Source organism: Streptomyces sp. Ncost-T10-10d (assembly GCF_900091955.1).
GTDB lineage: Bacteria > Actinomycetota > Actinomycetes > Streptomycetales > Streptomycetaceae > Streptomyces.
In genome coordinates, this window is the sequence record NZ_FMDF01000070.1 from 64,932 (window position 1) to 89,707 (window position 24,776).

Annotated in this window: 25 protein-coding genes and 2 pseudogenes; 15 read left to right on the plus strand and 12 right to left on the minus strand. The window is 71.0% G+C overall.

From position 1 onward, the window contains the following. Positions 1-144: 144 nt before the first annotated feature. The gene (locus GA0115254_RS09705) at positions 145-1,191 is read left to right on the plus strand and encodes a chitinase (RefSeq protein ID WP_093894865.1); all 1,047 of its coding nucleotides are present in this window, start codon (positions 145-147) and stop codon (positions 1,189-1,191) included. A gap of 29 nt (positions 1,192-1,220) precedes the next feature. On the opposite strand, the gene GA0115254_RS09710 is transcribed toward GA0115254_RS09705, so the two are convergent. Continuing rightward, positions 1,221-2,111 carry a LysR family transcriptional regulator gene (locus tag GA0115254_RS09710; RefSeq protein ID WP_093894866.1) on the minus strand — a complete coding sequence of 297 codons (891 nt, stop codon included), beginning with the start codon at positions 2,109-2,111 and terminating at the stop codon, positions 1,221-1,223. A 113-nt stretch (positions 2,112-2,224) separates the two neighbouring features. Here GA0115254_RS09710 and GA0115254_RS09715 point away from each other — a divergent pair, with 113 nt between their 5' ends. Both GA0115254_RS09715 and GA0115254_RS09720 read left to right on the plus strand, forming a co-directional pair. Continuing rightward, a complete protein-coding gene (locus GA0115254_RS09715) occupies positions 2,225-3,226 on the plus strand; it encodes an aldo/keto reductase (RefSeq protein WP_093894867.1) in 1,002 nt (333 codons plus the stop codon). An 86-nt stretch (positions 3,227-3,312) separates the two neighbouring features. Further along, on the plus strand, positions 3,313-3,819 hold the full coding sequence (locus tag GA0115254_RS09720) for a DinB family protein (RefSeq protein ID WP_093894868.1): 507 nt from the start codon (positions 3,313-3,315) through the stop codon (positions 3,817-3,819). Positions 3,820-3,859: 40 nt separating this feature from the next. On the opposite strand, the gene GA0115254_RS09725 is transcribed toward GA0115254_RS09720, so the two are convergent. After that, positions 3,860-5,290, minus strand: a complete 1,431-nt coding sequence (locus GA0115254_RS09725; protein WP_093894903.1) for an amidase — start codon at positions 5,288-5,290, stop codon at positions 3,860-3,862. Between the two features lie 47 nt (positions 5,291-5,337). Here GA0115254_RS09725 and GA0115254_RS09730 point away from each other — a divergent pair, with 47 nt between their 5' ends. Continuing rightward, entirely contained in the window at positions 5,338-5,985 is a 648-nt protein-coding gene (locus GA0115254_RS09730; protein ID WP_107451315.1) for a TetR/AcrR family transcriptional regulator, read from the plus strand. Further along, positions 5,982-6,902 carry an alpha/beta fold hydrolase gene (locus GA0115254_RS09735; RefSeq protein WP_093894869.1) on the plus strand — a complete coding sequence of 307 codons (921 nt, stop codon included), beginning with the start codon at positions 5,982-5,984 and terminating at the stop codon, positions 6,900-6,902. The genes GA0115254_RS09730 and GA0115254_RS09735 overlap by 4 nt, the downstream gene beginning before the upstream one ends. 187 nt (positions 6,903-7,089) lie before the next feature. Here the strand turns inward: GA0115254_RS09735 and GA0115254_RS09740 are convergent, their stop codons facing one another. From GA0115254_RS09740 to GA0115254_RS09750, 3 genes are read right to left on the minus strand one after another with little or no spacing between them, the layout of a single operon-like run. Further along, entirely contained in the window at positions 7,090-7,584 is a 495-nt protein-coding gene (locus tag GA0115254_RS09740; protein WP_093894870.1) for a GerMN domain-containing protein, read from the minus strand. Next, positions 7,581-9,092: a sensor histidine kinase gene (locus tag GA0115254_RS09745; protein ID WP_256102475.1), complete on the minus strand. Its 1,512-nt coding sequence runs from the start codon at positions 9,090-9,092 to the stop codon at positions 7,581-7,583. Before GA0115254_RS09745 ends, GA0115254_RS09740 begins: the two co-directional genes overlap by 4 nt. Further along, entirely contained in the window at positions 9,089-9,781 is a 693-nt protein-coding gene (locus GA0115254_RS09750) for a response regulator transcription factor (protein WP_093894871.1), read from the minus strand. Before GA0115254_RS09750 ends, GA0115254_RS09745 begins: the two co-directional genes overlap by 4 nt. A gap of 135 nt (positions 9,782-9,916) precedes the next feature. Between GA0115254_RS09750 and GA0115254_RS09755 the strand changes: the two genes are divergently transcribed. From GA0115254_RS09755 to GA0115254_RS09775, 5 genes are all read left to right on the plus strand, one after another. Beyond that, a complete protein-coding gene (locus GA0115254_RS09755; RefSeq protein ID WP_093894872.1) occupies positions 9,917-10,570 on the plus strand; it encodes a hypothetical protein in 654 nt (217 codons plus the stop codon). After that, on the plus strand, positions 10,567-11,643 hold the full coding sequence (locus GA0115254_RS09760; protein ID WP_093894873.1) for a peptidoglycan-binding protein: 1,077 nt from the start codon (positions 10,567-10,569) through the stop codon (positions 11,641-11,643). The genes GA0115254_RS09755 and GA0115254_RS09760 overlap by 4 nt, the downstream gene beginning before the upstream one ends. Continuing rightward, positions 11,640-12,359, plus strand: a complete 720-nt coding sequence (locus GA0115254_RS09765; protein WP_093894874.1) for an ABC transporter ATP-binding protein — start codon at positions 11,640-11,642, stop codon at positions 12,357-12,359. Before GA0115254_RS09760 ends, GA0115254_RS09765 begins: the two co-directional genes overlap by 4 nt. Continuing rightward, the gene (locus GA0115254_RS09770; protein WP_093894875.1) at positions 12,356-13,549 is read left to right on the plus strand and encodes an ABC transporter permease; all 1,194 of its coding nucleotides are present in this window, start codon (positions 12,356-12,358) and stop codon (positions 13,547-13,549) included. Before GA0115254_RS09765 ends, GA0115254_RS09770 begins: the two co-directional genes overlap by 4 nt. Positions 13,550-13,775: 226 nt before the next feature. Beyond that, entirely contained in the window at positions 13,776-14,333 is a 558-nt protein-coding gene (locus GA0115254_RS09775) for a DinB family protein (RefSeq protein ID WP_176740049.1), read from the plus strand. Positions 14,334-14,377: 44 nt separating this feature from the next. On the opposite strand, the gene GA0115254_RS09780 is transcribed toward GA0115254_RS09775, so the two are convergent. Genes GA0115254_RS09780 through GA0115254_RS09790 form a run of 3 tightly spaced genes read right to left on the minus strand, consistent with a single transcriptional unit; the run spans position 14,378 to position 16,743 of the window. Next, positions 14,378-14,782, minus strand: a complete 405-nt coding sequence (locus GA0115254_RS09780) for a GntR family transcriptional regulator (RefSeq protein ID WP_093894876.1) — start codon at positions 14,780-14,782, stop codon at positions 14,378-14,380. 45 nt (positions 14,783-14,827) lie between these two features. After that, a complete protein-coding gene (locus GA0115254_RS09785; protein ID WP_093894877.1) occupies positions 14,828-15,802 on the minus strand; it encodes an ABC transporter permease in 975 nt (324 codons plus the stop codon). Then, positions 15,799-16,743: an ABC transporter ATP-binding protein gene (locus tag GA0115254_RS09790; RefSeq protein ID WP_093894878.1), complete on the minus strand. Its 945-nt coding sequence runs from the start codon at positions 16,741-16,743 to the stop codon at positions 15,799-15,801. Before GA0115254_RS09790 ends, GA0115254_RS09785 begins: the two co-directional genes overlap by 4 nt. Before the next feature lie 217 nt (positions 16,744-16,960). Between GA0115254_RS09790 and GA0115254_RS09795 the strand changes: the two genes are divergently transcribed. Genes GA0115254_RS09795 through GA0115254_RS09810 form a run of 4 tightly spaced genes read left to right on the plus strand, consistent with a single transcriptional unit; the run spans position 16,961 to position 22,100 of the window. Then, positions 16,961-17,794: a M55 family metallopeptidase gene (locus GA0115254_RS09795; protein WP_093894879.1), complete on the plus strand. Its 834-nt coding sequence runs from the start codon at positions 16,961-16,963 to the stop codon at positions 17,792-17,794. Continuing rightward, positions 17,787-19,148: a M20/M25/M40 family metallo-hydrolase gene (locus tag GA0115254_RS09800; protein ID WP_093894880.1), complete on the plus strand. Its 1,362-nt coding sequence runs from the start codon at positions 17,787-17,789 to the stop codon at positions 19,146-19,148. The genes GA0115254_RS09795 and GA0115254_RS09800 overlap by 8 nt, the downstream gene beginning before the upstream one ends. A 22-nt stretch (positions 19,149-19,170) precedes the next feature. Further along, complete coding sequence (locus GA0115254_RS09805; protein WP_093894881.1) at positions 19,171-21,159, plus strand: S9 family peptidase; 1,989 nt, start codon at positions 19,171-19,173, stop codon at positions 21,157-21,159. Next, positions 21,156-22,100 carry a S66 peptidase family protein gene (locus GA0115254_RS09810; protein WP_093894882.1) on the plus strand — a complete coding sequence of 315 codons (945 nt, stop codon included), beginning with the start codon at positions 21,156-21,158 and terminating at the stop codon, positions 22,098-22,100. The genes GA0115254_RS09805 and GA0115254_RS09810 overlap by 4 nt, the downstream gene beginning before the upstream one ends. Before the next feature lie 149 nt (positions 22,101-22,249). On the opposite strand, the gene GA0115254_RS09815 is transcribed toward GA0115254_RS09810, so the two are convergent. From GA0115254_RS09815 to GA0115254_RS47450, 3 genes and pseudogenes are all read right to left on the minus strand, one after another. Further along, on the minus strand, positions 22,250-23,014 hold the full coding sequence (locus GA0115254_RS09815; protein WP_093894883.1) for a class I SAM-dependent methyltransferase: 765 nt from the start codon (positions 23,012-23,014) through the stop codon (positions 22,250-22,252). Positions 23,015-23,127: 113 nt separating this feature from the next. Beyond that, positions 23,128-23,238, minus strand: a pseudogene (locus tag GA0115254_RS44310) (IS5/IS1182 family transposase); the annotation flags it as partial. A gap of 74 nt (positions 23,239-23,312) precedes the next feature. Beyond that, positions 23,313-23,426: pseudogene (locus GA0115254_RS47450) on the minus strand (hypothetical protein); the annotation flags it as partial. Positions 23,427-23,465: 39 nt separating this feature from the next. Between GA0115254_RS47450 and GA0115254_RS09830 the strand changes: the two are divergent. Next, positions 23,466-24,050: a GNAT family N-acetyltransferase gene (locus tag GA0115254_RS09830; RefSeq protein ID WP_093894885.1), complete on the plus strand. Its 585-nt coding sequence runs from the start codon at positions 23,466-23,468 to the stop codon at positions 24,048-24,050. On the opposite strand, the gene GA0115254_RS09835 is transcribed toward GA0115254_RS09830, so the two are convergent. After that, positions 24,047-24,772 (minus strand): carbon-nitrogen hydrolase family protein, encoded by a 726-nt coding sequence (locus tag GA0115254_RS09835; protein WP_093894886.1) that lies wholly within the window; start codon positions 24,770-24,772, stop codon positions 24,047-24,049. The genes GA0115254_RS09830 and GA0115254_RS09835 overlap by 4 nt on opposite strands. Between the last annotated feature and the right edge of the window lie 4 nt (positions 24,773-24,776).

Here is a 24,776-nt window from a genome sequence, read left to right on the forward strand (position 1 = left end):
GTGTCGGAAGCGCTTCTCTCCGGCTCCGGGCCGTGATTTTCCTGTGCGTGGAGGAAGGGTGGGCGTGTGAGAGGTTTTCGGTGTGTTCCGGCCCCTCTTCGTTGCCGTTCCGGGACAACCTTCACGAGAGCAGGTGCAAACACCATGCGTACGTCACCGAAGCGTTCCCCCAGTGGCACGGCCGGCCCTGCGAAGCGAATCACTTCTGTTGTCGCCGGACTGCTCGCACTCCAGCTCGTCTGCTCCGCCTGCGCGACCGGCACGGCCGCGAACCAGGACCGGGGCGCAGGCCCGGAGGCCCGCCCCGGCTCCTCCACGGCCTCGACGGCGTACACCCCGTACGTCAGTGCCACGACCGCCGCCGACACGGACTCGGCCGGTTCCCCCGACACGTACAACCTCGCCTTCGTCATCGCCGACGGCGATCGCTGCACCCCGCTGTGGGGTGGCACCGCCAAGGCCGACGACAAGGCGGTGACTTCGCGCATCGCCGCGCTGACCGCGACCGGCGCGGACGTTTGGGTCTCCTTCGGCGGGGCCGCGGGGAACGAGCTCGCGCTCGCCTGCGACAGCGCCCGGGAACTGGCCGATGCCTACGCGCAGGTGCTCGACGCGGTCGGCGCGGACAAGGCCGACTTCGACATCGAGGGAGACGCGCTCACCGACCAGGCGTCGATCACCCGCCGCGACCAGGCGCTGCACCTGCTCCAGAAGGAACGGGACCTCGATGTGACGTACACCCTGCCCGTGATGCCGGACGGTCTGGAGGCGACCGGGACCGATCTGCTGAGCGACACCGCACAGCGGAACGTCGACGTGTCCGCGGTGAACATCATGGCGATGAACTACAGCTCCTCCCACGACGGGGACATGAGCGACTACGCGCAGCAGGCCGCCGAGGCAACTCACGACCAGCTCACCGACGTACTGGGGCTGTCGGACGCCGCGGCCTGGCGGGCGCTGCACATCACCGTGATGATCGGCGTCAACGACGTGGGCGGGGAGACGTTCACTCTCGCCGACGCGGCGTCCCTGCGCACCTTCGCCGGGCGCAAGGGAATCGGCGCGCTCTCCCAGTGGGCCACCTTTCGCGATGAGGAGTGCACCGGCGAGGACACCTCCGAGGCCGTCGACACCTGCAGCGGAGTCGCGCAGGAGGCGGGAGCGTTCGGGAGGGCGCTGGGCGGCTGACCGTTCGCACCGCCCCGCCCCCGTTGCCCTCACAGCCCGCCGTCACTCCGGAGCAGCGCCATCAGTTCCCGTGCGCCCGGGCTCATGGCCCGTGCCGCCGGCAGCACCACGACGCTCTCGTAGTAGGGCTGTCGGGGCCCTTCGAGTTCCACCGCCACCAGTCCCCGGGCCTCGGGCTTACGGGAGAAGTGGTGCGGCACCAGCGCGACCCCCAGCCCCTCGTGCACCAACTCCAGCAGGCTGTGCACGTCATTCACCTCCAGCCCCACCGCGCGCCGCACCCGGGCCTCCGTGAACGCCCCGTCCGCCGCCCGCCGCGGACCCCAGTCCGGATGGAAGTCGATGAAGGACTCACCGGGCAGCTCACCCCATGCGACGCGGTCCGCCGTCGCGAACCGGTGACCGGGCGCGCAGAGGACGACCATGGGCTCACGCGCCAGCGGGATGAGCTCGCCTCGCCACTCGGCGGAACTGACGGTCGCGGCGAAGGCGGCATCGAGCCGCCCGCCGGCCACCCCGTCCATCAGACTCGTGGTGCCCTCCTGACGGAGCCGGATTTCCATGAGCGGATGCTTACGGTGAAAGGCCGCCAGCAGACGCGGAAGATGCACCCCGGGCACGCACTGCTCGACGCCCACCGACAGCGTGCCGCGCAGCAGCCCACGTACCGCATCGACGGCGTCCCTCGCCGCTCGCGCCCCCGCCAGCGTGCGCTCGGCCTCCACGAGCAGGGCACGCCCCGCCTCGGTCAGCCGCACGCTGCGCGTGGTGCGGCTGAACAGCGGTGTCCTGAGCTCCTGTTCCAGGGCCCGGACGGAGGCGGAGAGACCGGACTGCGACACGGCGAGGCGCTCGGCGGCACGCGTGAAGTGCTGTTCCTCGGCGACGGCGACGAAATGTTCCAGCTGACGCAATTCCATGATTGAGAAATATAAGCACTGAATCCAAGCAGAATCTCCTGTTGGACTGCTGGATCGTTGTCGGCGAACCTGGACCCTGCCCACCGCAACCGCCCCTCTTCCGTGGAGCCCGCATGTACCTCCCGTCCGCCGACCGCTACCAAGCCATGCCCTACCGGCGCACCGGACGCAGCGGACTGCTGCTCCCCGCGCTCTCGCTCGGCCTGTGGCACAACTTCGGCGGCGACCGGACGCCGGAGACCCAGGGGCAGATCCTGCGTCGGGCATTCGATCTCGGCATCACCCACTTCGACCTCGCCAACAACTACGGACCGCCGCCCGGCGCCGCCGAGACCGCGATGGGTCGCGCACTGAGGACGGACTTCGCCCGGCTCCGGGACGAGCTCGTCATCTCGACCAAGGCGGGCTATCTGATGTGGGACGGCCCGTACGGGGAGTGGGGGTCCAGGAAGAATCTGCTCTCGTCGCTCGACCAGAGCCTCACCCGGCTCGGTCTCGACTACGTCGACATCTTCTACTCGCACCGCCCCGACCCCGACACCCCGCTCGAAGAGACGATGGGCGCGCTCGACTCGGCGGTACGTCAGGGCAAGGCGCTCTACGTCGGCATCTCCAACTACTCGCCGGAGCAGACCCGGGAGGCCGCCCGGATCCTCAAGGAGTTGGGCACCCCGCTCCTCATCCACCAGCCGCGCTACTCGATGCTGGACCGCTGGGTCGAGGACGGCCTGCTCACGGCGCTCGACGAGCTGGGCACCGGGTCCATCGCCTACTCGCCGCTGGAGCAGGGCATTCTCTCCGACCGCTATCTGCGCGGTATCCCGGAAGGCTCGCGCGCGGCCGGCAGCAGCCCCTTCCTGACGCCCGATTCGGTCACCCCGGAGCTGGTGGACCGGCTGCGGGCGCTCGACGAGGTGGCTTCCGCGCGCGGGCAGTCCCTCGCGCAGATGGCGCTCGCATGGGTGTTGCGGGGCGGCCGGATCACGTCCGCCGTGGTCGGGGCGAGCAGCGTCGCCCAGTTGGAGAACAGCGTCGAGGCGGTCCGTGATCTGGAGTTCGCCGACGAGGAGCTGGCCCGGATCGAGGAGATCCTCAAGGGCCCGGACCTCGGCTGAGCCGTCGGGCGCCCCCGTGGCGGGGGCGCCGTAGGGCCTCGCGCATCTCCGGGGCGTACGGCTGTCGTGCTTGGCATGATGGCTCGATGCAGAACGTCAAGAGAACCTTTCCTCCGCGGGTGGGCGACGAGCGTGCGTCACTGGGCGGCTTCCTCCAGTTCCAGCGCGAGACCCTGGCCATGAAGTGCGCCGGGCTCACCACCGAACAGCTGAGGGAACGGGCTGTTCCCGCCTCGGAGTTGACCCTCCTCGGGCTGGTCCGCCATCTCGCCGAGGCGGAGCGTTCCTGGTTCCGTCGGGTACTGAAGGACGAGGTCGCGCCGCCGCACTGGCCCGGTCCGGATCCCGGCGAGTTCGCCGAGTTCGACGTCGAAACCGCCGACCCGGACGAGGCGTTCAGGATCTGGCACGAGGAGTGCGCGCGCTCCCGCGCCACCGTGGAGGCTGCCGATTCCCTCGAAATCACCGGGAGTTACGGCGACGAGGTGTTCTCGCTGCGATACATCCTCACTCATATGATCGAGGAGTACGCGCGGCACAACGGCCACGCGGACCTGCTCCGGGAGGCCATCGACGGAGCCACCGGGGCGTAGTCTCCCTCCCGGCTCCGTGGCCGCGCGGCCACATCCGTGCTCAAGGCGCCGCGGGTGTCCGCGCCTCGACCGGGTCGACGTAGCGGTGGGCCCAGGGCAGGGCCTCCTCCAGGGCCGCGGACACGCCGAGCAGGAGGTCCTCGCGGCCCCATCCGGCCGTGAGCGAAACGCCGAGCGGCAGGCCCCGGGAACTCCAGCCCAGCGGAAGGCTGATGGTCGGGAACCCGGTGGCGTTCCCGATCACGGTGTTGCCCGTGAAGGCGGTCATCGCAGCCAGCTCCGCCGCCGGATCCGCGTCGTTGCGGAGCCGGCCGATGAGCGTAGGCGGGGTCGTCACGGTCGGGGTGATCACGATGTCGGCGTCCGCGTAGTCGAGCGTCCAGGCCCGCGCGCGGGCCTGGACGACACCGATCGAGGCGGCCAGCTCGCCGGAGGTGAACTTCTTCGATCCGGCCCGGAGATGGCGGACGATCGGACGCAGGGCCGACTCGTCGAACGCCATGGTCCTGGCCCCGACCAGCGCGGTGAACATCACCCGGAAGCCCTCGGTGAACTCGGGGTCCGGCGCCTGGTCCCGGGCGAAGACGGCATGGCCGAGCCCGGCCAGCGTACGGGCGGTGAGTTCGGCGGCGGCGGCGACCTCGGCGTCCACGGGCGCCCCCGAGACCGAGCCCTGCGCGAGCGCCACCCTCAGTCGCGGGACAGGTGCGTCGCAGGCGCGCTCGTAGCTGTCGACGCGGGGCGGATGCACGGTGCCGACTCCGGTACGGGTGGTCAGCGCATCGAGGAACGCCGCGGTGTCGCGCACGGTGCGGGCGAGCGGCCCCCGTACGGAGAGCCCCATCCCGTCGTTGCCGTTCGGGCCCGCCGTGACGAGCCCACGGCTCGGTTTCAGCCCCACCACACCGCAGGCGCTCGCGGGGGAGCGTACGGAACCGGCGGTGTCACTGCCCTGGGCGATCGGCACCAGCAGCGCACCGACCGCGGCCGCCGCACCGCCACTGCTGCCGGCCGCGCTGCGGGTGAGGTCGAACGGGCTGCGCGCGGGGGCGGACACCTCGGGCTCGGTGTAGCAGGCGGCCCCGAACTCGGGAACGGTGGTTTTGCCGAGGCTGATCAGCCCGGCGTCGGCCATGACATCGACGATCTCGTCGTTGTGGTCGGGAATCCAGTCGCGCAGCAGCGCGGAACCCAGCGTGGTGCGTACGCCCGCGGTGGCCTCCAGGTCCTTGATGGCGGTGGGTACGCCGAACAGGCGCGGCAGTTCGGCTCGGCCCGAGGAGCGCAGGGTGCGTCCGGCCTCGGCCGCGGCGGCGCGGGCCCGGTCCGCCGACACGGTGGTGAACGCACCCACCCGGTCGCTGTCCTCGATCCGGGCCAGCAGATGGTCCACGACTTCGGTGGGAGTTGTGTCTCCGCGCTCGTAGGCGGTGGCCAGTTGGAGAGCCGTGAGGTCGTGCAACTGCTGCATGGATGCTCCCATTGCTGTTTCGTTACGCGTATCGATATGGTGACGGCATGGTGGTCGAGAAGGCAAGCACTCCGAAGAACGGCCGTCCCCGGGCGGTCACGCTCGACGCGATCCTGGACGCGGCGACCGAGATCGCCGACGACCGGGGTCTCGACGCGGTGACCTTCCGCGTGGTGGCCGACCGGCTGGGCGTGTCACCGATGGCCGTCCACCGCACGACGGGCGGCATCGACGCGCTCCAGCACGCGCTGGTGTCCCGGATCGTCGGTGAGGTGACCCGGTCCGTGCACTGGCCGGAAGGCTGGCGCGGCGTCGTCCGGCTGTTCGCGGACACGCTCCATGACCTGCTCATGCGACACCCCGTCATCCTCGAGGCGCACCGCCGCGCCTCTCTCGTCGGGCCCGGCGCGGACGACGTCGCGCTCCGGGTCGTCGCCGCGCTGCAGACCGCGGGACTCGACGAGGAGGCCGCCGTGTACGCGTACGGCGCCCTGCACGACTTCGTCACCGGCCACGTGGCGATCCGCCTCGGCCGTGGTGATCCGGAACAGCTCCGACTCCCGCCCGAGCGCCGGGCCATGTCGGTGTTCGCCGACCACCACGACTACGACCGCCGGTTCGCCTACGGTCTCGACCTCGTCATCGGCGGGATCGCCGCTGCCGCCGCCCCCGTGTCGCATGAGGAGCAGAGATGACCTCCTCCTTGCAGGATCTGCCCGAGACGGTCCGCCTGACGGCCCCCGGCGGGCGCCGTATCGCGTACTGCTCGTACGGGGACCCCGCCGCCCCACCCGCGATCGTGCTCCACGGGACCCCCGGCAGCCGTTTCGAGGGCATGGCGCTGCGGAAGGCCGCGACGGAGGCGGGCGTGCGCCTGGTCTTCCCGGACCGCCCCGGATACGGCGAGACCGACCCCGTGCCCGGCCGTGGCTTCCACCGCTGGACCGACGATTTCCTGGCCCTGCTCGACCACCTCGGCCACGAACGGGCACCGCTCGTGGCGATCTCGGGCGGCGGCGGATACGCACTGTCCGCCGCCCAGGCACACCCCGAGCGGGTGACGAAACTGATCCTCGCGTGCGCCGCCGTCCCCGGAGCACCCCGACAGGCGTACGCACGCCGGATCCCGATCGTGAAGTGGCTGGACCGGCTGGTGCGCTGGGCCCCGGTGATCGCCCGGCCGATGCTCGCGGGGACGGGGATCTTCAAGCGCATGAAAAGCCGTGAGCCGCACCTCGATGCCTGGCCGCTCGCCGACCGACTGATCATGAAGGAACCGGAGTTCAAGGAACTGTCGGAGCTGGACACCACCGAGGCCCGGCGCCAGGGCATGGACGCGGCCATGGTGGATCTCGCCGGATACTCCCGCCCGTTGCCCGAGTCGCTGGGATCGATCCGGGTGCCGACCGTGTTCATCCACGGTGAGGCGGACGGCAACGTCCCCATCGCGGTGACGCGTTGGGCGCACGCGCAGATCGACGGCGCCGAACTGCGCTCCGTCCCCGACGGCGGACACCTGTTTCTCCTCGAGGACCCGGACCCGCTCCTTCGGGAACTGACCGGTCCGTATCGCGGCGCAACGGTCGCGAAAGGAGACGGCGGGCAGCACTGACGATCCCCCTCTTCTGCCGATGTGCTCATCAGGGTCGATGCGGGGGCCGCGTACGGCGACGGGGCCCGCGCGGAGCGCATTTGCTCAAGCGCACTTGAACGAGCGGTCGCACGCCGGCCGGCGCCGCTTGAGCAACGGGAACCTGGACCGGCTCGCTTTCGTGGCAGGGCGAACTCGCCTGCCCGCCTCACGTGTTGAGGAACTCCGCACACCGGTAGGGGCCCAGCGCGACGCCTTCGGACGGCCGCAGGGTGACCTCGACGTCGTCGGTCCTGACCTTCGGGTCGAGTACGGACTGGGCGCGCGCCAGCGTGCACACCAGCTGGCCCGTGCCCTGGTCGCGTCCCGACTGCGCATAGGGGCCGTCGAGGTGCACCGTGACGCGGGTGCCCGTTCCGGTCACCGAGAAGCCGGGGAGCTGGACAAGAGAGGTGAGCCCGTCGCGCTGCTCGGCGGGCGGCGGCCCCGACAGGAGCAGCTTCACCACCGCGTCGAGGTTCTTGACCTCCTTGTCGAGCAGGGGCACTCCGCGCAGCCCACCGGCGGACGCGTAGTACAGCCGTATGCCGCGCGTCAGACCGGACGCGGGCTCGCCCGCGCCTATCACTCCGGTCGGCTGGACGCCGCAGCCCATGAGAGCGATCCCCAGCGCGGCGACCACGACCCCCTGCCTCACCTTCACTCCGTGCCCTCTCCTGTACGTCGCAGGGGCAGCCGCAGCGTGAACACCGCGCCGCGCCGAGGTCCATCGGCCACGTCGATCGTGCCGCCGTGCAGCCGTGCGTTCTCCAGCGCGATCGCCGTGCCGAGGCCGCTGCCCTGTCCGCTGTCGTCGGCCGCACCACGCGTGCGGGCCGCGTCCGCCTTGTAGAACCGGTCGAAGACCCGCTCCCGAGCCTCCGGCGGCAGCCCGGGACCGTGGTCGGCGACCTCCAGCGTCGCCCACTCCCCGTCCGCCTCGTGGGCCGTCTCGAGGGTCACGGTGACCGGCGGGGCTCCGTGCCGCAGCGCGTTGCCCACCAGGTTCGCGACGATCACGTCGATGCGGCGCCGGTCGACCACCGCCCGTACACCCTCAGGGAGGTGCGTCTGCACCCGGTCCGTCCAGCCGCGCAGCGCCAGCGACGCCCGTACGGTGTCGGCGAGGTCCGTCCCGGCCGCGTTCAGCCGTACCGCCTTGGCGTCGAAGCGGGAGATCTCCATCAGGTCCTCGACCAGCCGGGACAGCCGTGCCGTCTCCGCGCCGACGGTACGGGCCGCCCGTGCCGCGTCCGGCGGCAGCTGGTCGGCGTCCTCCTCCAGGACGGTCGCCACCATCGTCATCGCCGCAAGGGGCGTGCGCAGTTCGTGCGACACGTCCGCCACGAAGCGGCGTGCCTTCGCCTCCTGCACGCGCAGTTCCGCGTCGGAAGCCTGGAGCGCGTCGGCAGTATCGTTGAACGTTCTTGCCAGATCGGCGAGTTCGTCGTGCCCGGTGACGGAGACCCGGCTGCCGAGGTCTCCGGCCGCGAGCTCGCGGGTGGCCCGCCCCAGCTTCCGTACCGGACGAAGGACCGTCCCCGCGGCCAGCAGCGCCAGGACGGCGGCCAGCAGCACCACCGGCACGATGCCCGCCCGTACGGAGTCCAGCAGGGCGGCGGTGTCGTCGCGCTCGGCCCGCAGATCGGTGATCGCGAAGACCTCCAGGCCGGAGGTGCGGTGGTCCCCGTCGGCGAACGTGACAGGCGTGCCGACGACCAGGTAGGGCTCGCCCCGCCACTGCACCCGCTGGAACGCGGCGTCGTCGCCGGTCATGACGGCGCTGCGCAGCTCGACGGTGATCCGGCCCTCCGTCTCGGCGAGCGAGTCGGAGACCGCGGTGAGGTCCTGGTAGCGGGCGACCACGATCTTCCCGCCGATGCCCTCCGACACCTTCGCCGCGAACCGGGACAGCGACCGCTGGTCGGGCGGTACGTCGAAGTCGGCGGCCACCGCGCCGACCCGCTCCCGGAAGTCGTTCACGGCCGCGTTCTGGGTGCGCTGGAGGACGGCGGTACGGGCCTCCCGGTAGGCGAGGGCGGTCGAGGTCACCGCGCTGATCAGGGCAACGACGACGAAGGTGACGACGAGCCGGACGCGCAGCCCGCCGACGAGCCGCCGGGAGCGCCTCTTCGAGGCGACGCCGCGCCCGCCTTTGTCCGTACGCTTCACAGTGGCCCGAAGCGGTAGCCGAAGCCCCGCACGGTCTGTACGTACCGCGGCTTCGCCGGTACGTCCTCGAGTTTGGCCCGCAGCCGGCCGACCGCCGCGTCCACCAGCCGGGAGTCGCCCAGGTAGGTGTGGTCCCAGACGGATTCGAGGAGCTGCTCGCGGCTGAAGACCCGGCCGGGGGAGGCCGACAGTTCCAGGAGCAGACGCAGTTCGGTGGGCGGCAGAGCGATCGGTGTTCCGTTCTTGGTGACGGTCAGCCCGGCGCGGTCGATCACCAGCCCGGCGAGATCGGCGTCCGAACGCTGTCGTGCGGACGGCTCCGCGCGCCGCAGGGCGGCCCGGATGCGGGCCTCCAGGACGGGCGCCGTGACCGGCTTGACGACGTAGTCGTCGGCGCCCGCCTCCAGGCCGGTCACGATGTCCGAATCGTCGCCGCGCGCGGTCAGCATGATGACCGGCAGGGCCGCCGAGCGGGCGCGGATGCGGCGGCACACCTCGAAGCCGTCCATGCCGGGCAGCATCAGGTCCAGTACGACCAGTTCGATCCGCGTGCCCCGCTCCCCGGCCAGCAGGGCAAGGGCCTGCTCGCCGGTGGCGGCGGTGTCCACGCCGTACCCGTGACGGCGCAGCACGAGCTCCATTCCGTCCCGTACGGACGCGTCGTCCTCGATGAGCAGTACATGCGGCATGGGGCCGATTATGGGCACACCGGGACGGTTTCCGCCTACTCCGTACGGGGGCGGAGGCGCAGGTCGGGGGCATTGTTACGTTCCCATCATGTGGCCATGGACGGGCCATCATCCGCGGCGGCGAACGTGAAGCGCATGAGCTTCCCCAGGACGAACCCCCGAGCCACCGCCCGGCTGCGCATGGCCACCCTCGTGGCCGTGCCCCTCCTCGCCTTCTCCGTCGCCTGCGGCGCCGGTGACGGCAGCGCCAGCGGAGCGAAGAAGGACGACACGATCGCCGACGTACCGGACGCTCCGACCGCGAGCGCGGCGAAGGGCGAGAACAAGCCGAGCACCCGGCCCGCGGGCAAGAGCGCCTTCTACGACGCCCAGATGAAGTACGTCCAGTGCATGCGAGTCAAGGGCGGCTACAAGGACTTCCCCGACCCCAAGCTCAGCGGGCACCTCGACTGGACGAAGGTCGACGAGATCGGCTCCCAGCCCGGCCGCAACGAGGGCATCAAGGGCGGCAAGAACGGTGTCTGCGTCACCGAGTTGCAGGCCGCCATGACGGCCGAGCCCGAGCGCGACCAGCAGAAGGACTACGAGTCGATGCTCGCGCACGCCAAGTGCATGCGGGACAACGGCGTCTCCAAGTTCACCAACCCGACCATGAACGGCGGCAACGCCCAGCCGGGCGGCGACCCGAACCCGGCCTCCCCGTCCATCGACACGAAGTCGCCGTCGTACAAGCAGGCCCGCGAGGCGTGCAAGTCGAAGCTGCTCGACGGTCTGGACGGCATGCAGTGAAGCGCCGCACCGCCTTCCTCACGCTCGGCGCGGTGACCGTAGCCGCCGCCGTCACCGGGGGAGTCCTGTTCCTCGGCGACGGCGGCGACGCGGGCGCCTCCGGAAGGGGCGGCGACCTGCCGCCCGCCACCGCGACCGTCGTACGCACCGACCTCGTGCAGTCCAAGACGGTCGACGGCAAGCTCGACTTCGCACAGCGCCGCGCCGTCAAGTCCGCCGTCGAGGGCACCGTCACGGTGGCCGCGTCCGAAGGGAGGACGCTGACCATGGGGCAGGCACTGTACGAGCTGAACGACAAGCCCGTCACCCTCCTCTACGGGCCGGTCCCGATGTTCCGCGAGATGAAGGCGGGCGACCGGGGCAGCGACGTGCTCCAGTTGGAGCGCAATCTGCGCGACCTGGGGTACGGCGCGAATCTCTACGTCGACGCGCGGTACGACGAGAACACCGCGGCCGCCGTCAAGCAGTGGCAGAAGTCGCTGAACCGTGAGACCACCGGCAAGGTCGGCAAGGGCGATGTCGTCTTCCAGCCCGACCGGGTCAAGGTCGTCACCGCGGACGCGGCGCTCGCCGATCAGGTCGGCCCGGACACGCCCGTACTGACGGTCGCCTCGACCAAGCCGGTCGTCCGCGCGCAGCTCGACCAGGGCGACGGCGCGCTCACGTCCCGGGGCACCAAGGTCGAGGTCACCCTGCCGAGCGGGAAGACGGCGACCGGCAAGGTGGCCCGGACGGTGCGCCCCGAGGCGTCCGCCGGGGAGAGCGGTGCCGCGCAGAACGGCATCACCGTCGAGGTCGTCCTGGACGGCGGGGTGAGTGCCGCGTCCGGCGAGGACGCCAAGGCGTCGGCCAGCGTGAAGTTCGTCAGCGAGGCGCGCAAGGGGGTCCTCGCGGTCCCCGTCGAGGCGGTCGTCGCCCTGCGCGGCGAGAACGGCGGCTACGGCCTCCAGGTCGTCCAGGGCGCCACCTCGAAAATGGTGCGGGTGGAGACGGGCATGACCGCCGACGGGCAGATCGAGGTCAGCGGCCCGGACGTGCGCGAGGGCCTGAAGGTCGGAGTGGCGAAGTCATGACACCGACCCCGGTGATCGAACTGCGGGACGCCACCAAGTCGTACCCCGGCGGCGTCCACGCCCTGCGCAGAGTGAACCTCACCGTCGAAGAGGGCGAACTGGTCGCCGTCGTCGGCCCGTCCGGCTCCGGCAAGTCCACGATGCTCAACGTCATGGGCACCCTCGACAAGCCCACCACGGGCACCGTCCGCGTCGCCGGGTACGACGTGTCCGAGCTCTCCGACTCCCGGCTCTCCGCACTGCGCGCCCGCCACATCGGCTTCGTGTTCCAGCACTTCCACCTGGCGGCGGGGCGCGACGCGGTGGACAACGTCGCCGACGGGCTGCTGTACGCGGGTGTACCGCTGAAGGAACGGCGCACGCGTGCGCGGGAAGCGCTCGCCAAGGTCCGGCTGGACCACCGCTGCTCGCACACGCCGAACGAGCTGTCCGGCGGTGAGAAGCAGCGCGTGGCCATCGCCCGTGCCCTGGTGGGAGACCCCCGGCTGCTGCTGGCGGACGAACCGACCGGGGCGCTGGACACCGCGTCCGGCGAGATCGTCATGGAGCTGCTGCACGAGCTGAACGGGTCCGGCACCACCATCTGCGTGATCACCCACGACAACGAGATCGCGGACTCGCTGCCGCGCCGGGTCCGCTTCAAGGACGGCGAGATCGTCTCGGACTCGCGCTCCGGTGCGCGCTCCGCCTCCCGTACGGAAGAGGTCGGTTCATGAAGCACGACCTCAAGCCTTCCCGCCTCTCCGCCCGTGACATCCTCCGCGTCGGTGCGGTCGGCCTTCACGCGCGTCGCGCGCGCGTGGTGCTCTCGGCGCTCGGCATCGCCATCGGTATCGCGACCATGGTCGCGGTCGTAGGCCTGTCCGAGTCGAGCCGCGCGGACCTGATGGCCCAGCTCGACCGCCTCGGCACCAACCTTCTCACCGCCGAGGCGGGCAAGGACGCCATGGGGCAGGACGTCAAGCTCCCCAGGAACGCGGTCGCGATGGTCGAGCGCGTCGGCCCGGTGCAGCACGCCACGGCCACCGCCGACGTCGACGCCCGCATCCGCCGCAGCGACGTGGTCCCCGAGGAGCGCACCGCCGGCGTCACCGCCCAGGCGGCCCGCATCGACCTGCTGCCCGCGCTCGGCGGCGAGGTCGACAAGGGCGTCTGGCTGAATCCGGTCGGCGAACGCCTTCCGACGACGGTCCTCGGCGCGGTGGCGGCGGACCGCCTCGGCATCACCCGCACCGGCGAGACGATCATGATGAACGACACGCGCGTGGTCGTCGTGGGCATACTCAAACCGCTCGAACTGGTCCCCAACCTGGACCGGGTGGCCATGGTCGGATTCCCCGCAGCCGAGCGTTACTTCGGCTTCGACGGTCACCCCACCACCATCTTCGAGCGCTCCACGGACGCCTCGGTGGAGGACGTACGCGCGGTGCTGGCCCGCACCATCAGTCCCGGCAACGAGGCGGGCGTCAAGGTCTCCCGCCCCTCGGACGCGCTGGCCGCGAAGGCCGCCACCGACGAGGGCCTGACGAACCTGATGCTGGGCCTGGGCGCGGTGGCCCTCCTGGTCGGCGGTGTGGGCGTCGCCAACACCATGGTCATCTCCGTCCTGGAACGCCGCCAGGAGATCGGCCTGCGCCGCTCGCTGGGCGCTACCCGGGGCGCGATCCGGCTCCAGTTCCTCACCGAGTCGCTGCTGCTGTCGGCGCTGGGCGGGGCGACGGGCGCGCTGCTGGGCGCGGTGGCGACGTACGGCTTCGCGCGGGTCCAGGGGTGGACGGCGGTGGTCCCGCTCTGGTCCCTGGCGGGCGGTCTGGCCGCCACGCTGGTGATCGGCGTGGTCGCGGGCCTCTATCCGGCGATCCGAGCCTCCCGTCTCCACCCGACGGTGGCTCTGAACGCGACGTGAGGCAGTGGCGTACGGGGTGCTGTCCTGAGGCGGCGCCCCGTACTCCCCGCTTGCCCCGCTTTGAAAGGGGGTGGGTGCGACGACGTCATGACGACTGCACCGATACGCCGGCGTGTGGGGCGACCGTGCCCGTGATGAACCGGCGGAACGCGGTGAACTTCTCGGAGAGCCCCCGGCCCTCCCGTACGCCCCCAGCCGCGTCGCGACCGGTGTGAGGATGGCTGCCATGACATGGACGGCACCCCGCATCGAACGTACGACAGCCGACGGCGACCAGCTGAACGTCCCGAGCACCGCGGACGAGCGAGCCATGCTGGAAGGCTGGCTCCGATGGCACAGGGAGACGCTGCTCACCAAGTGCGCCGGACTCGACCCGGCACAGCTGGCGCACACCGCCGCCGAACCGTCGAACCTCACGCTCCTCGGCCTGGTGCGGCACATGGCGGAGATCGAACGCTGGTGGTTCCGGCGGAGTTTCGCGGGTGAGCCGATCGGTGACGTCTTCACCGGTCCCGATGACGGGGACGAAGGCATCGACGGCGTCGACGCCGCGTACGCGGAACGCGATTTCGTCGCGTACCGCGCCGAGGTCGAGGCGTGCGAGGCCGCAGTGGCGGGGCGCGGTCTCGACGAGACATTCATGTCGACGAGCCGTGGCAGGCTCGTCAGCCTTCGCTGGGTGTATCTGGCGATGATTCAGGAGTACGCCCGTCACAACGGCCATGCGGACCTGCTGCGGGAACGGACCGACGGCGCCACGGGCGACTATCCGGCGCTGGGTTGAGCGCGGTTTCGTCCTTCTCGGTGCGAGGAGGACGAAACCGTTCCTCAGCCGTCCTGCTCGGACGGATACACCGCCGCATGGGCCGAGCGGAACAGGGCGGTGACCTCCTGGCCGCTGAGACCCTGAGACCGCGCCTCGTCCAGCCACTGGGCGAGCGAGGCGCGCAACGGTGAGTCGGGTTCCTCCTGGGCCGGGGCGAGGGACCGGGTGATGAAGGTGCCCGCGCCCTGCCGGACCTCGGCGAGACCCGCGCGCTCCAGCTCGCGGTACGCCTTGAGCGTCGTGTTCGGGTTGACCTTGGTCTCCGCCGCGACCTGCGCGGCCGTGGGCAGCCTGTCGCCCTCCTCCAGGGCACCCATCCGCAGCGCCTGTTCGACCTGGCGCACGATCTGGAGGTACGTCGCCACTCCGCTGCGTCTGTCGATCCGGAATACGACCACCGTCTTCACCTCCCTTTGAACTGCCGAAACGATACGTACCTGCGGCGGTTCGTCCTAAAGAGGGCTCCGGGACACCCGCCACAGGGTGAACACGGTGAGCACGGCCGTGGCCGCGAGCAGGATGCCTGCCCCGGTCCACTGCATGGACGCCATCTGGTCGTAACCGAGGTACTCGACGACGTTGTTGACGATGCCGTGCTCCTTGATGCAGGCGTCCGAGGCCGCTTCGGTGCTCTTGGCGCACAGCCCCCAGCCGTAGAGATCGCCGCCGGCGGAGCCGATCCAGCGGTCAAGCTCGAGCGACTCGTTCAGCTGTGCGGGCATGTGGTCGTCGAGGGGGTAGGTGAGCATGCGCGACGGCGCGAGATAGGTGCGCATCTCGCCCCAGACGACCTCGACGATCGCGGCGAAGACGAACGTGACCAACATGGACGCGAGGACACGGCGCAGCAGCAGGCCGATGGTGATGCCGGCGGCGGTCAGGAAGAGGCAGAGCGCGGGCAGCACCGGACCGGTGTTGTCGAAGACCGACCCATCCGACCACAGACCGGAGAACACCGAACGGTAGGGCTTCCACCACCAGGTGAAGAACGCCGAGAGCACCGCGCCGGACACGACCACGGCCGCGTAGCACCAGAGGAGCTTGGTCGTCAGCCAGCGACGGCGGGACACGGACTGGGTGGTGACCAGCTGCGCGGTGCCGTGCTCCTGATCGCCCGCGATCAGCGGGGCGCCGAGGAAGACGGCGAGGAGCACGGGCAGCGCGCTCAGGGCAGTGACGGTGAGACTGAGTCCCGTTGAGGCGAAGGTCGGCTGCGCCAGCTCCTTCTCCGGCCAGCCCGCGGCTTCGAGCGTCTGACTCATCCGGCCGTGCTGGTACGCGATCCAGATCGAGCCGAGGACCATCACGGCGAGCACGGTGAGCAGTGCGGCCCGGTGCTGACGTACGACGAGCCAGTTCAGCCCGCGCAGCAGCCGGGGTCCGGGCGCCCGTCCGGTTCGGGGCGTCTCGGTCAGGGTGGCGCTCATGAGGTGTGGATCCCTTCGGCCTCGATACGGGCACCGGGTGTGAACAACGGGGGTGCGTCCGACGAGCGGAGATGCGCCAGGAGCACTTCCTCCAGGCTGGGTTCGGAGACCACCCAGTCACCCGACAGCGGGCCGTTCGGTCGCACCAGCGCGTGGAACTGCCTGCCCTGGACGCGGGCTTCGACCACCGTGTGGGGAGCCAGCGAGGCGGCCGGGTCCCCGCCGGTGGCGAGTCCCGTGACCAGCGCATGGGCCGGGACGAGGGCGTCCGCGTCGCCCGCCATCCGGACTCTGCCCTCGGCGAGGACCAACAGGTAGTCGCACATGTCCTCCAGCTCGGACAGCATGTGCGAGGACATCACCACCGTGGTGCCGCGTTCCACGGCTTCGGACATCAGGAGGGCGCTCATGTCATGACGGGCCAGCGGATCGAGGTCGGACATCGGCTCGTCGAGCAGCAGCAGGTCGGGCCGCTTGCCGAAGGCGAGCGCGAACGCGACGCGGGTGCGCTGACCACCCGAGAGGGTCCCGACACGGGCGTGCATCGGCACCTGGCCCGACCGTACGATCCGCTCCGCCGCGGCCATGTCCCAGCCGGGGTTGAGCTCGCTGCCCAGACGTAGCGTCTCCGCCACGGTGAACCGCTTGAACAGTGGTTTGTCCTGCCCGAGGAAGGCGAATCTCGGCATCACCGCGGGATCGTCCACCGGCACGCCGAAGATGCGGAGTTCACCCTCTGTCGGCTGCACCTGCCGGGTCGCGAGTCCCAACAGGGTGCTCTTCCCTGCCCCGTTGGGGCCGACGAGACCGCAGATCCGCCCGGCCGGCAGCCGGAACGAGCAGTCGCGCAGCGCCCAGCCGCGACGGTAGCGCTTACCCAGGCCGCGGGCCTCCAGTGCCCATGCGCCGGACGCGCCTCCCGGAATGAATGCGTCTGCCATGCACTTCGCCTCAATTCCATTAGTCAATTAATGGAATCATGGTCTTGGCGGCGGAGGGCTGTCAAGGAGCATCGAGCGGGCCTGCGCGCCGACCGGGCGCGCGGCGTCCGGAATGCACCTGTTCGGGGTGGAGGACGCACTCTCTTCGGAGGACTGGACCATTGAACGTATCTGTGGCTCTGGCCTGGCGGTTCTTCGGCGCGTAGCGTGAGCCCGCATGAAGATCCTGATCAGCGCGGACATGGAAGGCGCCACCGGCGTGACCTGGCCGGCCGATGTGCTGCCGGGCACCCCGCAGTGGGAGCGGTGCCGCTCCATGTTCACCTCCGACGTGAACGCGGCGGCGCTCGGTTTCTACGACGGCGGCGCCGACGAGGTGCTCATCAACGAGGCCCACTGGTCCATGCGCAACCTCCTGCTGGAGCAGCTCGACGACCGGGTCCAGATGCTCACCGGCAGGCACAAGTCCCTTTCCATGGTGGAGGGCATCCAGCACGGCGATGTCGATGCCATCGCCTTCGTCGGCTACCACACGGGCGCCGGAACGGAAGGGGTCCTCGCCCACACGTATCTGGCGAACTCCATCACCGGGGTCTGGCTCAACGGCGCCCGGGCAAGTGAGGGGCTCCTCAACGCGCATGTCGTGGCCGAGTACGGCGTTCCCGTCGTCCTCGTCACCGGCGACGACCTGACCTGCGTGGACGCGGACGGGTACGCCCCCGGGGCCCGCAAGGTCGCCGTGAAGGACTATGTGTCGCGGTACGCGGCGGTGTGCCGCACCCCGGCCCGTACCGCAGCGGACATCCGTGCGGCGGCCAAGGACGCGACCGCGCTCGCCGTGCGGCACGACCCGGTGGAGGGCGGCCCCTTCACCGTCGAGCTGGAGTTCGACGCCGAGCATCTGGCCGCGGCGGCCACCGTGGTCCCGGGCGTGGCGCCCAGCGGTGAACGGCGCGTCGCCTATACCAGCGCGACGATGTACGAAGGTATCCGCACGTTCAAGGCGGTGACGACGATCGTGTCGTCCGCTGTGGAGGAACAGTATGGCTGAGGCGACCCACCCCCAGAAGCGCGCCGAGAGCGCCGAGAGCGTCGACGAGCGGGCGCTCGACGAATCGGTGACGTTCACCTCCGAACTGATCCGGATCGACACCACCAACCGCGGGGGCGGCGACTGCCGGGAACGACCGGCCGCCGAGTATGTCGCCGAGCGGCTGGCCGCCGCCGGACTGGAACCCACCCTGTTGGAACGCACGCCGGGGCGCACCAATGTGGTGGCCCGGATCGCCGGAACCGATCCGTCCGCCGACGCCCTGCTCGTACACGGCCATCTCGACGTCGTCCCGGCCGAGGCCGGCGACTGGACCGTGCACCCCTTCTCGGGGGAGGTCCGCGACGGTGTCGTCTGGGGGCGCGGCGCCATCGACATGAAGAACATGGACGCGATGGTCCTGGCCGTCGTCCGGGCCTGGGCGCGGACCGGTGTCCGGCCCCGCCGTGACATCGTGATCGCCTACACCGCCGACGAGGAGGCCAGCGCCGAGGACGGCTCCGGCTTCCTCGCCGACCGGCACGCCGAGCTCTTCGAAGGGTGTACGGAGGGCATCAGTGAATCCGGCGCCTTCACCTTCCACGCCGGTCGGGACATGCCGCTCTACCCGATCGCCGCCGGTGAGCGCGGCACCGCCTGGCTGAAACTCACCGCGCGCGGCAAGGCGGGGCACGGCTCCAAGGTCAACAAGGCCAACGCGGTCAGCGCGCTCGCCGCGGCCGTCGCCAGGATCGGCGAACACCGGTGGCCGGTCCGGCTCACCCCGACCGTGCGCGCCGCGCTCACCGAGATCGCCGCGCTGCACGGCATCCGCCCCGACCTCGACGCCCCCGGCTTCGACGTGGACGAGCTCCTCGGCAAGCTCGGACCGGCCGCCGCCCTGGTCGAGCCGACCGTCCGCAACAGCTCCAACCCGACCATGCTGGAGGCCGGGTACAAGGTCAATGTGATCCCCGGCCACGCCACCGCCTTCATCGACGGCCGGATGGTGCCCGGCGGCGAGGACGAGTTCCACGCCACCCTGGACCGGCTGACCGGGCCCGATGTCGACTGGGAGTTCCACCACCGCGAGGTCCCGCTGCAGGCCCCGGTCGATTCGCCGACCTTCGCGAAGCTGCGCGCCGCCGTCGAGCGCTTCGACCCGGACGGCCACGTCGTGCCGTACTGCATGTCGGGCGGCACGGACGCCAAGCAGTTCTCCCGGCTCGGCATCACCGGCTACGGCTTCTCACCGCTGAAGCTGCCCGCCGGCTTCGACTACCAGGCGCTGTTCCACGGCGTCGACGAACGCGTCCCCGTCGAGGCACTGCACTTCGGCATCCGCGTCCTCGATCACTATCTGCGCACGGCCTGACCCGGTACGGGGGGAATTGATCATGAAGTCCACAGCGGCCCACGGAACGTGGCCGTCACCGATCGACGCACGACTGGCCGCCTCCAACGACGGCCGCCCGGAATACGTCGGCGTGGTCGGCGACGAGGTGTGGTGGACGGAACCACGCCCCGCCGAGGCGGGCCGCCGCGCCCTGATCCGCCGCCGGGCGGACGGGACCAGCACCTGTGTCCTGCCCGCTCCGTGGAACGTACGGAGCCGGGTCATCGAGTACGGCGGACAGCCCTGGGCCGGGGCCGCACGCGCCGAGGGCGGCCCGCTGATCGTCTTCGTCGACTTCGCCGACCAGCGGCTGTACGCATACGCCCCCGACGGGCCCGGCGAACCCTGGCCGCTCACCCCGGTCTCGGCCGTCGGCGGCGGGCTGCGCTGGGTCGACCCGCAGCTCCACCTCGACCGGGGCGAACGGGGCGAAGTGTGGTGCGTGCTGGAGGAGTTCACCGGCGAGGCACCCACCGATCTGCGCCGGGTGATCGCCGCCGTACCGCTGGACGGCTCGGCGGCCGACGACCGCTCGGCGGTACGTGAACTCACCGACGACGGCAGCCGCTTCGTCACGGGACCGAAGCTCTCGCCCGACGGGCGACGGGCGGCCTGGATCGCCTGGGACCATCCTCGGATGCCGTGGGACGGCACCGAGGTGATGCTCGCGGACGTGGCCGACGACGGTACGTTCCACCACACCCGCAGTTTCGTCGGCGGCCCGGAGGAATCGGTGCCGCAGATCGAATGGGGCGCCGACGGGCAACTCCTCTTCGCCGCCGACCGCAGCGGTTGGTGGAACCTGTACCGCGCCGACCCGCACCGGGGCGCGGTCGCGCTCTGCCCCCGGGAACAGGAGTTCGCCGGACCGCTCTGGAAGATCGGCCTCAGCTGGTTCCGGCCGCTGGAGAACGGCCTGATCGCCACCGTCCACGGCCGGGGCACCACCACGCTCGGCATACTCGACCCGGAGACCGGCGAACTCGTCGACGTCGCCGGACCCTGGACCGAATGGGCCGAGTCGCTCGCCGTGCACGGCAGCCGGATCATCGGCATCGCCGCGAGCCCGTACAGCGCCTATGAGATCGTCGAGCTGGACACCGCGACCGGCCGCACCCGGATCATCGGCACACCGCACGAGGACGCCGTCGATCCCGCCTACTATCCGCAGCCCGAGGACCGCACCTTCACCGGGCCCGACGGCAGGGAGATCCACGCCCACATCTACCCGCCGCGAAACCCCGACCGGACCGGCCCCGACGGCGAACTGCCGCCCTATGTGGTCTGGGCGCACGGCGGCCCGACCGGCCATGCCGCACTCGTCCTCGACCTGGAGATCGCCTACTTCACCTCGCGCGGTATCGGCGTCGCCGAGGTCGACTACGGCGGCTCCACCGGCTACGGCAGGACCTACCGCAACCGGCTGCGCGAACAGTGGGGCGTCGTCGACGTCGAGGACTGCGCGGCCGTCGCCGAAGCGCTGGCCGCCGAGGGCACGGCCGACCCGCTGCGGCTCGCCATCCGGGGCGGAAGCGCCGGCGGCTGGACCACCGCCGCCTCACTGACCGGCACCGATGTGTACGCCTGCGGCACGATCATCTACCCCATCCTCGATCTGACCGGCTGGGGCACGGATGAGACCCATGACTTCGAATCGCAGTACCTGGAGTCCCTGGTGGGCCCGCTCGCCGAAGTCCCGGCCCGCTACCGCGAACGGTCGCCGGTCACCCGCACCGACCATCTGTCCACGCCCTTCCTCCTGCTCCAGGGGCTGGACGATCCGATCTGCCCACCCGTCCAGTGCGAGCGGTTCCTGGCCGCGGTCGAGGGGCGCGGCATCCCGCATGCGTATCTCACCTTCGAGGGGGAGGGGCACGGGTTCCGGCGCGCCGACACCATGATCCGCGCCCTGGAGGCCGAACTCTCCCTGTACGGCCAGACTTTCGGCATCGACTGTCCCGACGTACCGCGGCTGGAGCTGAAGAAGTGACCCTCGCCCCCCTGACCCGCCCCGCCCGACTGCGGCCGGGCGCCAGGATCGCCGTCGTGTCACCGAGCGGGCCGGTGCCCGCCGACCGCCTGGAGGCGGGACTCGACGTGCTGCGCGGCTGGGGCCTCGACCCCGCCGAAGCGCCCCATGTGCGCGATGTGCACCCGGAGTTGGACTACCTCGCCGGTACGGACGAGGCGCGGGCCCGGGACCTCCAGGAGGCCTGGTGCGACCCGTCCGTCGACGCGGTGATCTGTGCCCGCGGCGGGTACGGCGTGCACCGCATGGTCGACCTGGTCGACTGGGCGGCGATGCGCGCGGCCGGGCCCAAGGTGTTCATCGGCTACAGCGACATCACCGTGCTCCACGAGGCATTCGCCCGGCGCATGGGGCTCGCCACCCTGCACGGCCCGATGGCCGGCACCGAGACCTTCCTCAAGGACCCGGACACCCAGGAGTCCCTGCGGGCCACCCTGTTCGAGCCCGATTCGGTACGCACCCTCGGCCTGCCCACGGCGCGGGTGCTGGTCCCCGGCAGGGCCCGCGGCATCACCTACGGCGGCTGTGTGAGTCTGCTCGCCGCCGACATCGGCACCCCGCACGCCCGGACGTCCGCCCGGGGCGGGCTGCTGGTGATCGAGGACACCACCGAAGACCCGTACAGCATCGATCGCATCCTCACCCAACTGCTGAGGGCCGGGGCGCTCGACGGGATTGCCGGGGTGGCCTGCGGCTCCTGGGCGGGCTGCGGTCCGTACGAGAAGGTGCGGGCGGTCCTCGCCGACCGGCTCGGCCCCCTGGGCGTACCCGTCGTCGAGGAACTGGGCTTCGGGCACGGACCGACGGCGCTCACGATCCCGCTCGGCGTGCCCGCGGTGCTGGACGCGCCGGCCGACGGGGGTCCTGCCACGCTCACCATGGAGGGGCCCGCACTGGTCTGAACGGCGCTGTGCTGCGTAGAAGTTGAGCATCCTTCAGGGAGGTCGGCGGCCGGGTGGAGTGAGGCACCGAGGGGATGATCGGCCAAGGTCGACACCCCTGGGGAGTGTCGAAGTCCCGTTTGTCCGGCGCTGTGTGGTGCGCACGCTCCCTAGGACATTCCGTGAGGGACGGGCTCCGCGGTACCGCGCCGCGCCACGAACACGAACTCCCTGCCCGGCCGGTCGGGTGCGTCGCGCACGTCCTCGACGACGAAGCCGTGCTCGTGCAAGTCCCGCTCGATCTCCGTACGTTCACGGAAGCGAAGTGTCGATTCCGAGGTCAGCACGTCCCCGTCCGCAGCGAACACGTGCGTACCCCGGAAGCTCACCAGCGGCAGGCTCACGTCCGTCAGCTCGGCCCAGGTCTCGACGTGGCCGACGCCCGCGATGTCCGTCACGCGGTACGTGGTCTCGCGCGTCCACTCCGCCCACTCCTCCCACACGCGCTGCGCCGGATCGCGCGTCTCGAATACGAGCCGCCCGCCGGGCCGCAGCGCCTCGTACGCGCCGCGCAGCGTCGTACGCCACGCCTGCGGCTCGGCGATCGCCTGGGCGACGTTCCCGGTCATCGTCACCAGGTCGATCTGCATGGGCGGCAGATCCCCCGCGTCGCCGTCGAGCCAGCGCACCCGCTCCGCGCCCGGCTTGCCACGCGCGACGTCGACGGATGCCCGCGCGGGATCGATCCCGGTGACCGTCATCCCGCGCTCTGCGAGCAGCAGCGCGAACACGCCCGTACCGCACCCGATGTCCAGCACAGACCGCGCGCCGAACTCCTCCGCCATCGCGAGATACGCGTCGAGATCGCTGCGGTCCGGATCGAGTGGGTCGTAGATGGCGGCGAGGCGCGGATGCCCGAAAGTTGCGTCAACCATGGAGGCGAACGTATGTGGCCCCGAGCCCGCGCGGCCACTGCTTTTTCGGGTTACGGCGCCAAGCGGGCGCGGCGAAGTGCGCCGCTGATCCCGGCAGGAGTTGTCTTCAAATGTCACGCCCACAGCAGGAGCGAGGCGAGGGTGACGGCCGCTTGGTGGGACTCGGCGGTCTTGTCGTAGCGGGTCGCGATGCGACGCCACTGCTTGAGGCGGTTGAAGCTGCGATGCCCTGGGGCGCCCGCGGCACGTCCCGCCAGGCCGTGCCCGTCCGGAACTTCCACACGATCCCGTTGAGCACGGTTCGGTCGTCCAGCCGCTTCCGTCCGCGCAAGGACCGGGGCAGCAACGGACGGAGGAACTCCCACTCCGCATCGCACAGTTCACGGCGACGTATCACCCGACCGTGATCCACTACTCCAGATCAATTGAAGACACGCTCTAGGCTGGCCGGATGTCTGGAACCCACTGTCTGGCCGAGGGACGGCGCACGGCTATCCGCCCCTACACACAAGCGGATGCCGAGGAGTTCACCACCCGGGCGAGGGAGAGCCGGGACATGCACAGCCCCTGGCTCTTCCCGCCCGACGACGCCCGCGCGTATGCCGCCTACGCGGGCCGGCTGATCGAAGACCCCACAAGGGCGGGCTTCCTGGTCTGCGAACGAGGGGGCGGCGAGAGCGGGGCCGACGAGGGCGGGGCCGGTGACCGGATCGCGGGGTTCATCAACATCAACAACATCGTCGGCGGCGCGTTTCGCTGCGGCGCGCTCGGATACGGGGCCTTCGCCCACGCGGCGGGGCGCGGCCTGATGAGTGAAGGGCTGGGACTGGTCCTGCGGTACGCCTTCGGTCCGCTCGGCCTGCACCGTCTCGAAGCCAACATCCAGCCCGCCAACGAGGGTTCGCTCGCCCTCGTCGAACGGGCCGGATTCCGCCTTGAGGGGTTCTCGCCGGACTTCCTCTTCATCGACGGAGCCTGGCGCGACCACGAGCGGTGGGCGATCACGGCCGAGATGCTGGGCCAGGACGGCGTCTAGTGCCCGGGCCGGGCCGGGCCCACGGTCGCGGAAACCACAGCTGCGGGCTCGGGCCCGGCCTGCGCGGTGGGGGTTCCGTCCGGTGCCCAGATGCCGGAGCCGCCCGACGTGAGGGCGTACACCCCACTCGGTCCCGCCGCGGTGGCCAGCACCGCCCACACACCATGGGCGAGCGCCGTCCGGTTCATGTGCCCGTCGCGCCGGGCGGCCTGCTCGGGTCCGGGGCCGTACAGGGTGCTCGCCACATACGCGTCGATGCCCATGGCGGCGGTGGCGGCGGCGCGCTCGGGAACGGCCGCGTCGTAACACACCGCAAGCCCCAGCCGCAGGCCGTCGATCACCAGGACCTCGGGCTTCTCTCCCGGGGCGAAGCGGTCGGACTCCTCGCCGTGCAGCCACATCTTGCGGTAGACGACGCTCGCGCCCTCGCCCGTGACGGCCAGGGTGGCGATGTACTCACGTCCGTCCGCGGCGCGCACCGGCGCCCCGACCAGGGCCGTCGCCCCCGCCTCGCGGCACGCCGTGACGATCGGCCGCAGGCGGGGGTCGTCGGGTGACACGGCCGGAGCGGTGAGGTCGTAGCCCGTGAGCGACAGCTCAGGGAAGACGACCAGCCGTGCCCCCGACCGGCCGATCGCCTCCGCATGGACCACGGCGTTGGCGGCGACGTCGAGAGGGACACAGTCGGGCTGGGCGACGGCGACAGTGAGCGGTACGGGCACGAGG

Excerpts from the sequence above, each read along its gene's own strand:
- GA0115254_RS09705 (WP_093894865.1), top strand. The coding sequence starts at position 145 with ATGCGTACGTCACCGAAGCGTTCCCCCAGTGGCACGGCCGGCCCTGCG.
- GA0115254_RS09710 (WP_093894866.1), bottom strand. The coding sequence starts at position 2,111 with ATGGAATTGCGTCAGCTGGAACATTTCGTCGCCGTCGCCGAGGAACAG.
- GA0115254_RS09715 (WP_093894867.1), top strand. The coding sequence starts at position 2,225 with ATGTACCTCCCGTCCGCCGACCGCTACCAAGCCATGCCCTACCGGCGC.
- GA0115254_RS09720 (WP_093894868.1), top strand. The coding sequence starts at position 3,313 with ATGCAGAACGTCAAGAGAACCTTTCCTCCGCGGGTGGGCGACGAGCGT.
- GA0115254_RS09725 (WP_093894903.1), bottom strand. The coding sequence starts at position 5,290 with ATGCAGCAGTTGCACGACCTCACGGCTCTCCAACTGGCCACCGCCTAC.
- GA0115254_RS09730 (WP_107451315.1), top strand. The coding sequence starts at position 5,338 with ATGGTGGTCGAGAAGGCAAGCACTCCGAAGAACGGCCGTCCCCGGGCG.
- GA0115254_RS09735 (WP_093894869.1), top strand. The coding sequence starts at position 5,982 with ATGACCTCCTCCTTGCAGGATCTGCCCGAGACGGTCCGCCTGACGGCC.
- GA0115254_RS09750 (WP_093894871.1), bottom strand. The coding sequence starts at position 9,781 with ATGCCGCATGTACTGCTCATCGAGGACGACGCGTCCGTACGGGACGGA.
- GA0115254_RS09755 (WP_093894872.1), top strand. The coding sequence starts at position 9,917 with ATGAGCTTCCCCAGGACGAACCCCCGAGCCACCGCCCGGCTGCGCATG.
- GA0115254_RS09765 (WP_093894874.1), top strand. The coding sequence starts at position 11,640 with ATGACACCGACCCCGGTGATCGAACTGCGGGACGCCACCAAGTCGTAC.
- GA0115254_RS09770 (WP_093894875.1), top strand. The coding sequence starts at position 12,356 with ATGAAGCACGACCTCAAGCCTTCCCGCCTCTCCGCCCGTGACATCCTC.
- GA0115254_RS09775 (WP_176740049.1), top strand. The coding sequence starts at position 13,776 with ATGACATGGACGGCACCCCGCATCGAACGTACGACAGCCGACGGCGAC.
- GA0115254_RS09785 (WP_093894877.1), bottom strand. The coding sequence starts at position 15,802 with ATGAGCGCCACCCTGACCGAGACGCCCCGAACCGGACGGGCGCCCGGA.
- GA0115254_RS09790 (WP_093894878.1), bottom strand. The coding sequence starts at position 16,743 with ATGGCAGACGCATTCATTCCGGGAGGCGCGTCCGGCGCATGGGCACTG.
- GA0115254_RS09795 (WP_093894879.1), top strand. The coding sequence starts at position 16,961 with ATGAAGATCCTGATCAGCGCGGACATGGAAGGCGCCACCGGCGTGACC.
- GA0115254_RS09800 (WP_093894880.1), top strand. The coding sequence starts at position 17,787 with ATGGCTGAGGCGACCCACCCCCAGAAGCGCGCCGAGAGCGCCGAGAGC.
- GA0115254_RS09805 (WP_093894881.1), top strand. The coding sequence starts at position 19,171 with ATGAAGTCCACAGCGGCCCACGGAACGTGGCCGTCACCGATCGACGCA.
- GA0115254_RS09815 (WP_093894883.1), bottom strand. The coding sequence starts at position 23,014 with ATGGTTGACGCAACTTTCGGGCATCCGCGCCTCGCCGCCATCTACGAC.
- GA0115254_RS09830 (WP_093894885.1), top strand. The coding sequence starts at position 23,466 with ATGTCTGGAACCCACTGTCTGGCCGAGGGACGGCGCACGGCTATCCGC.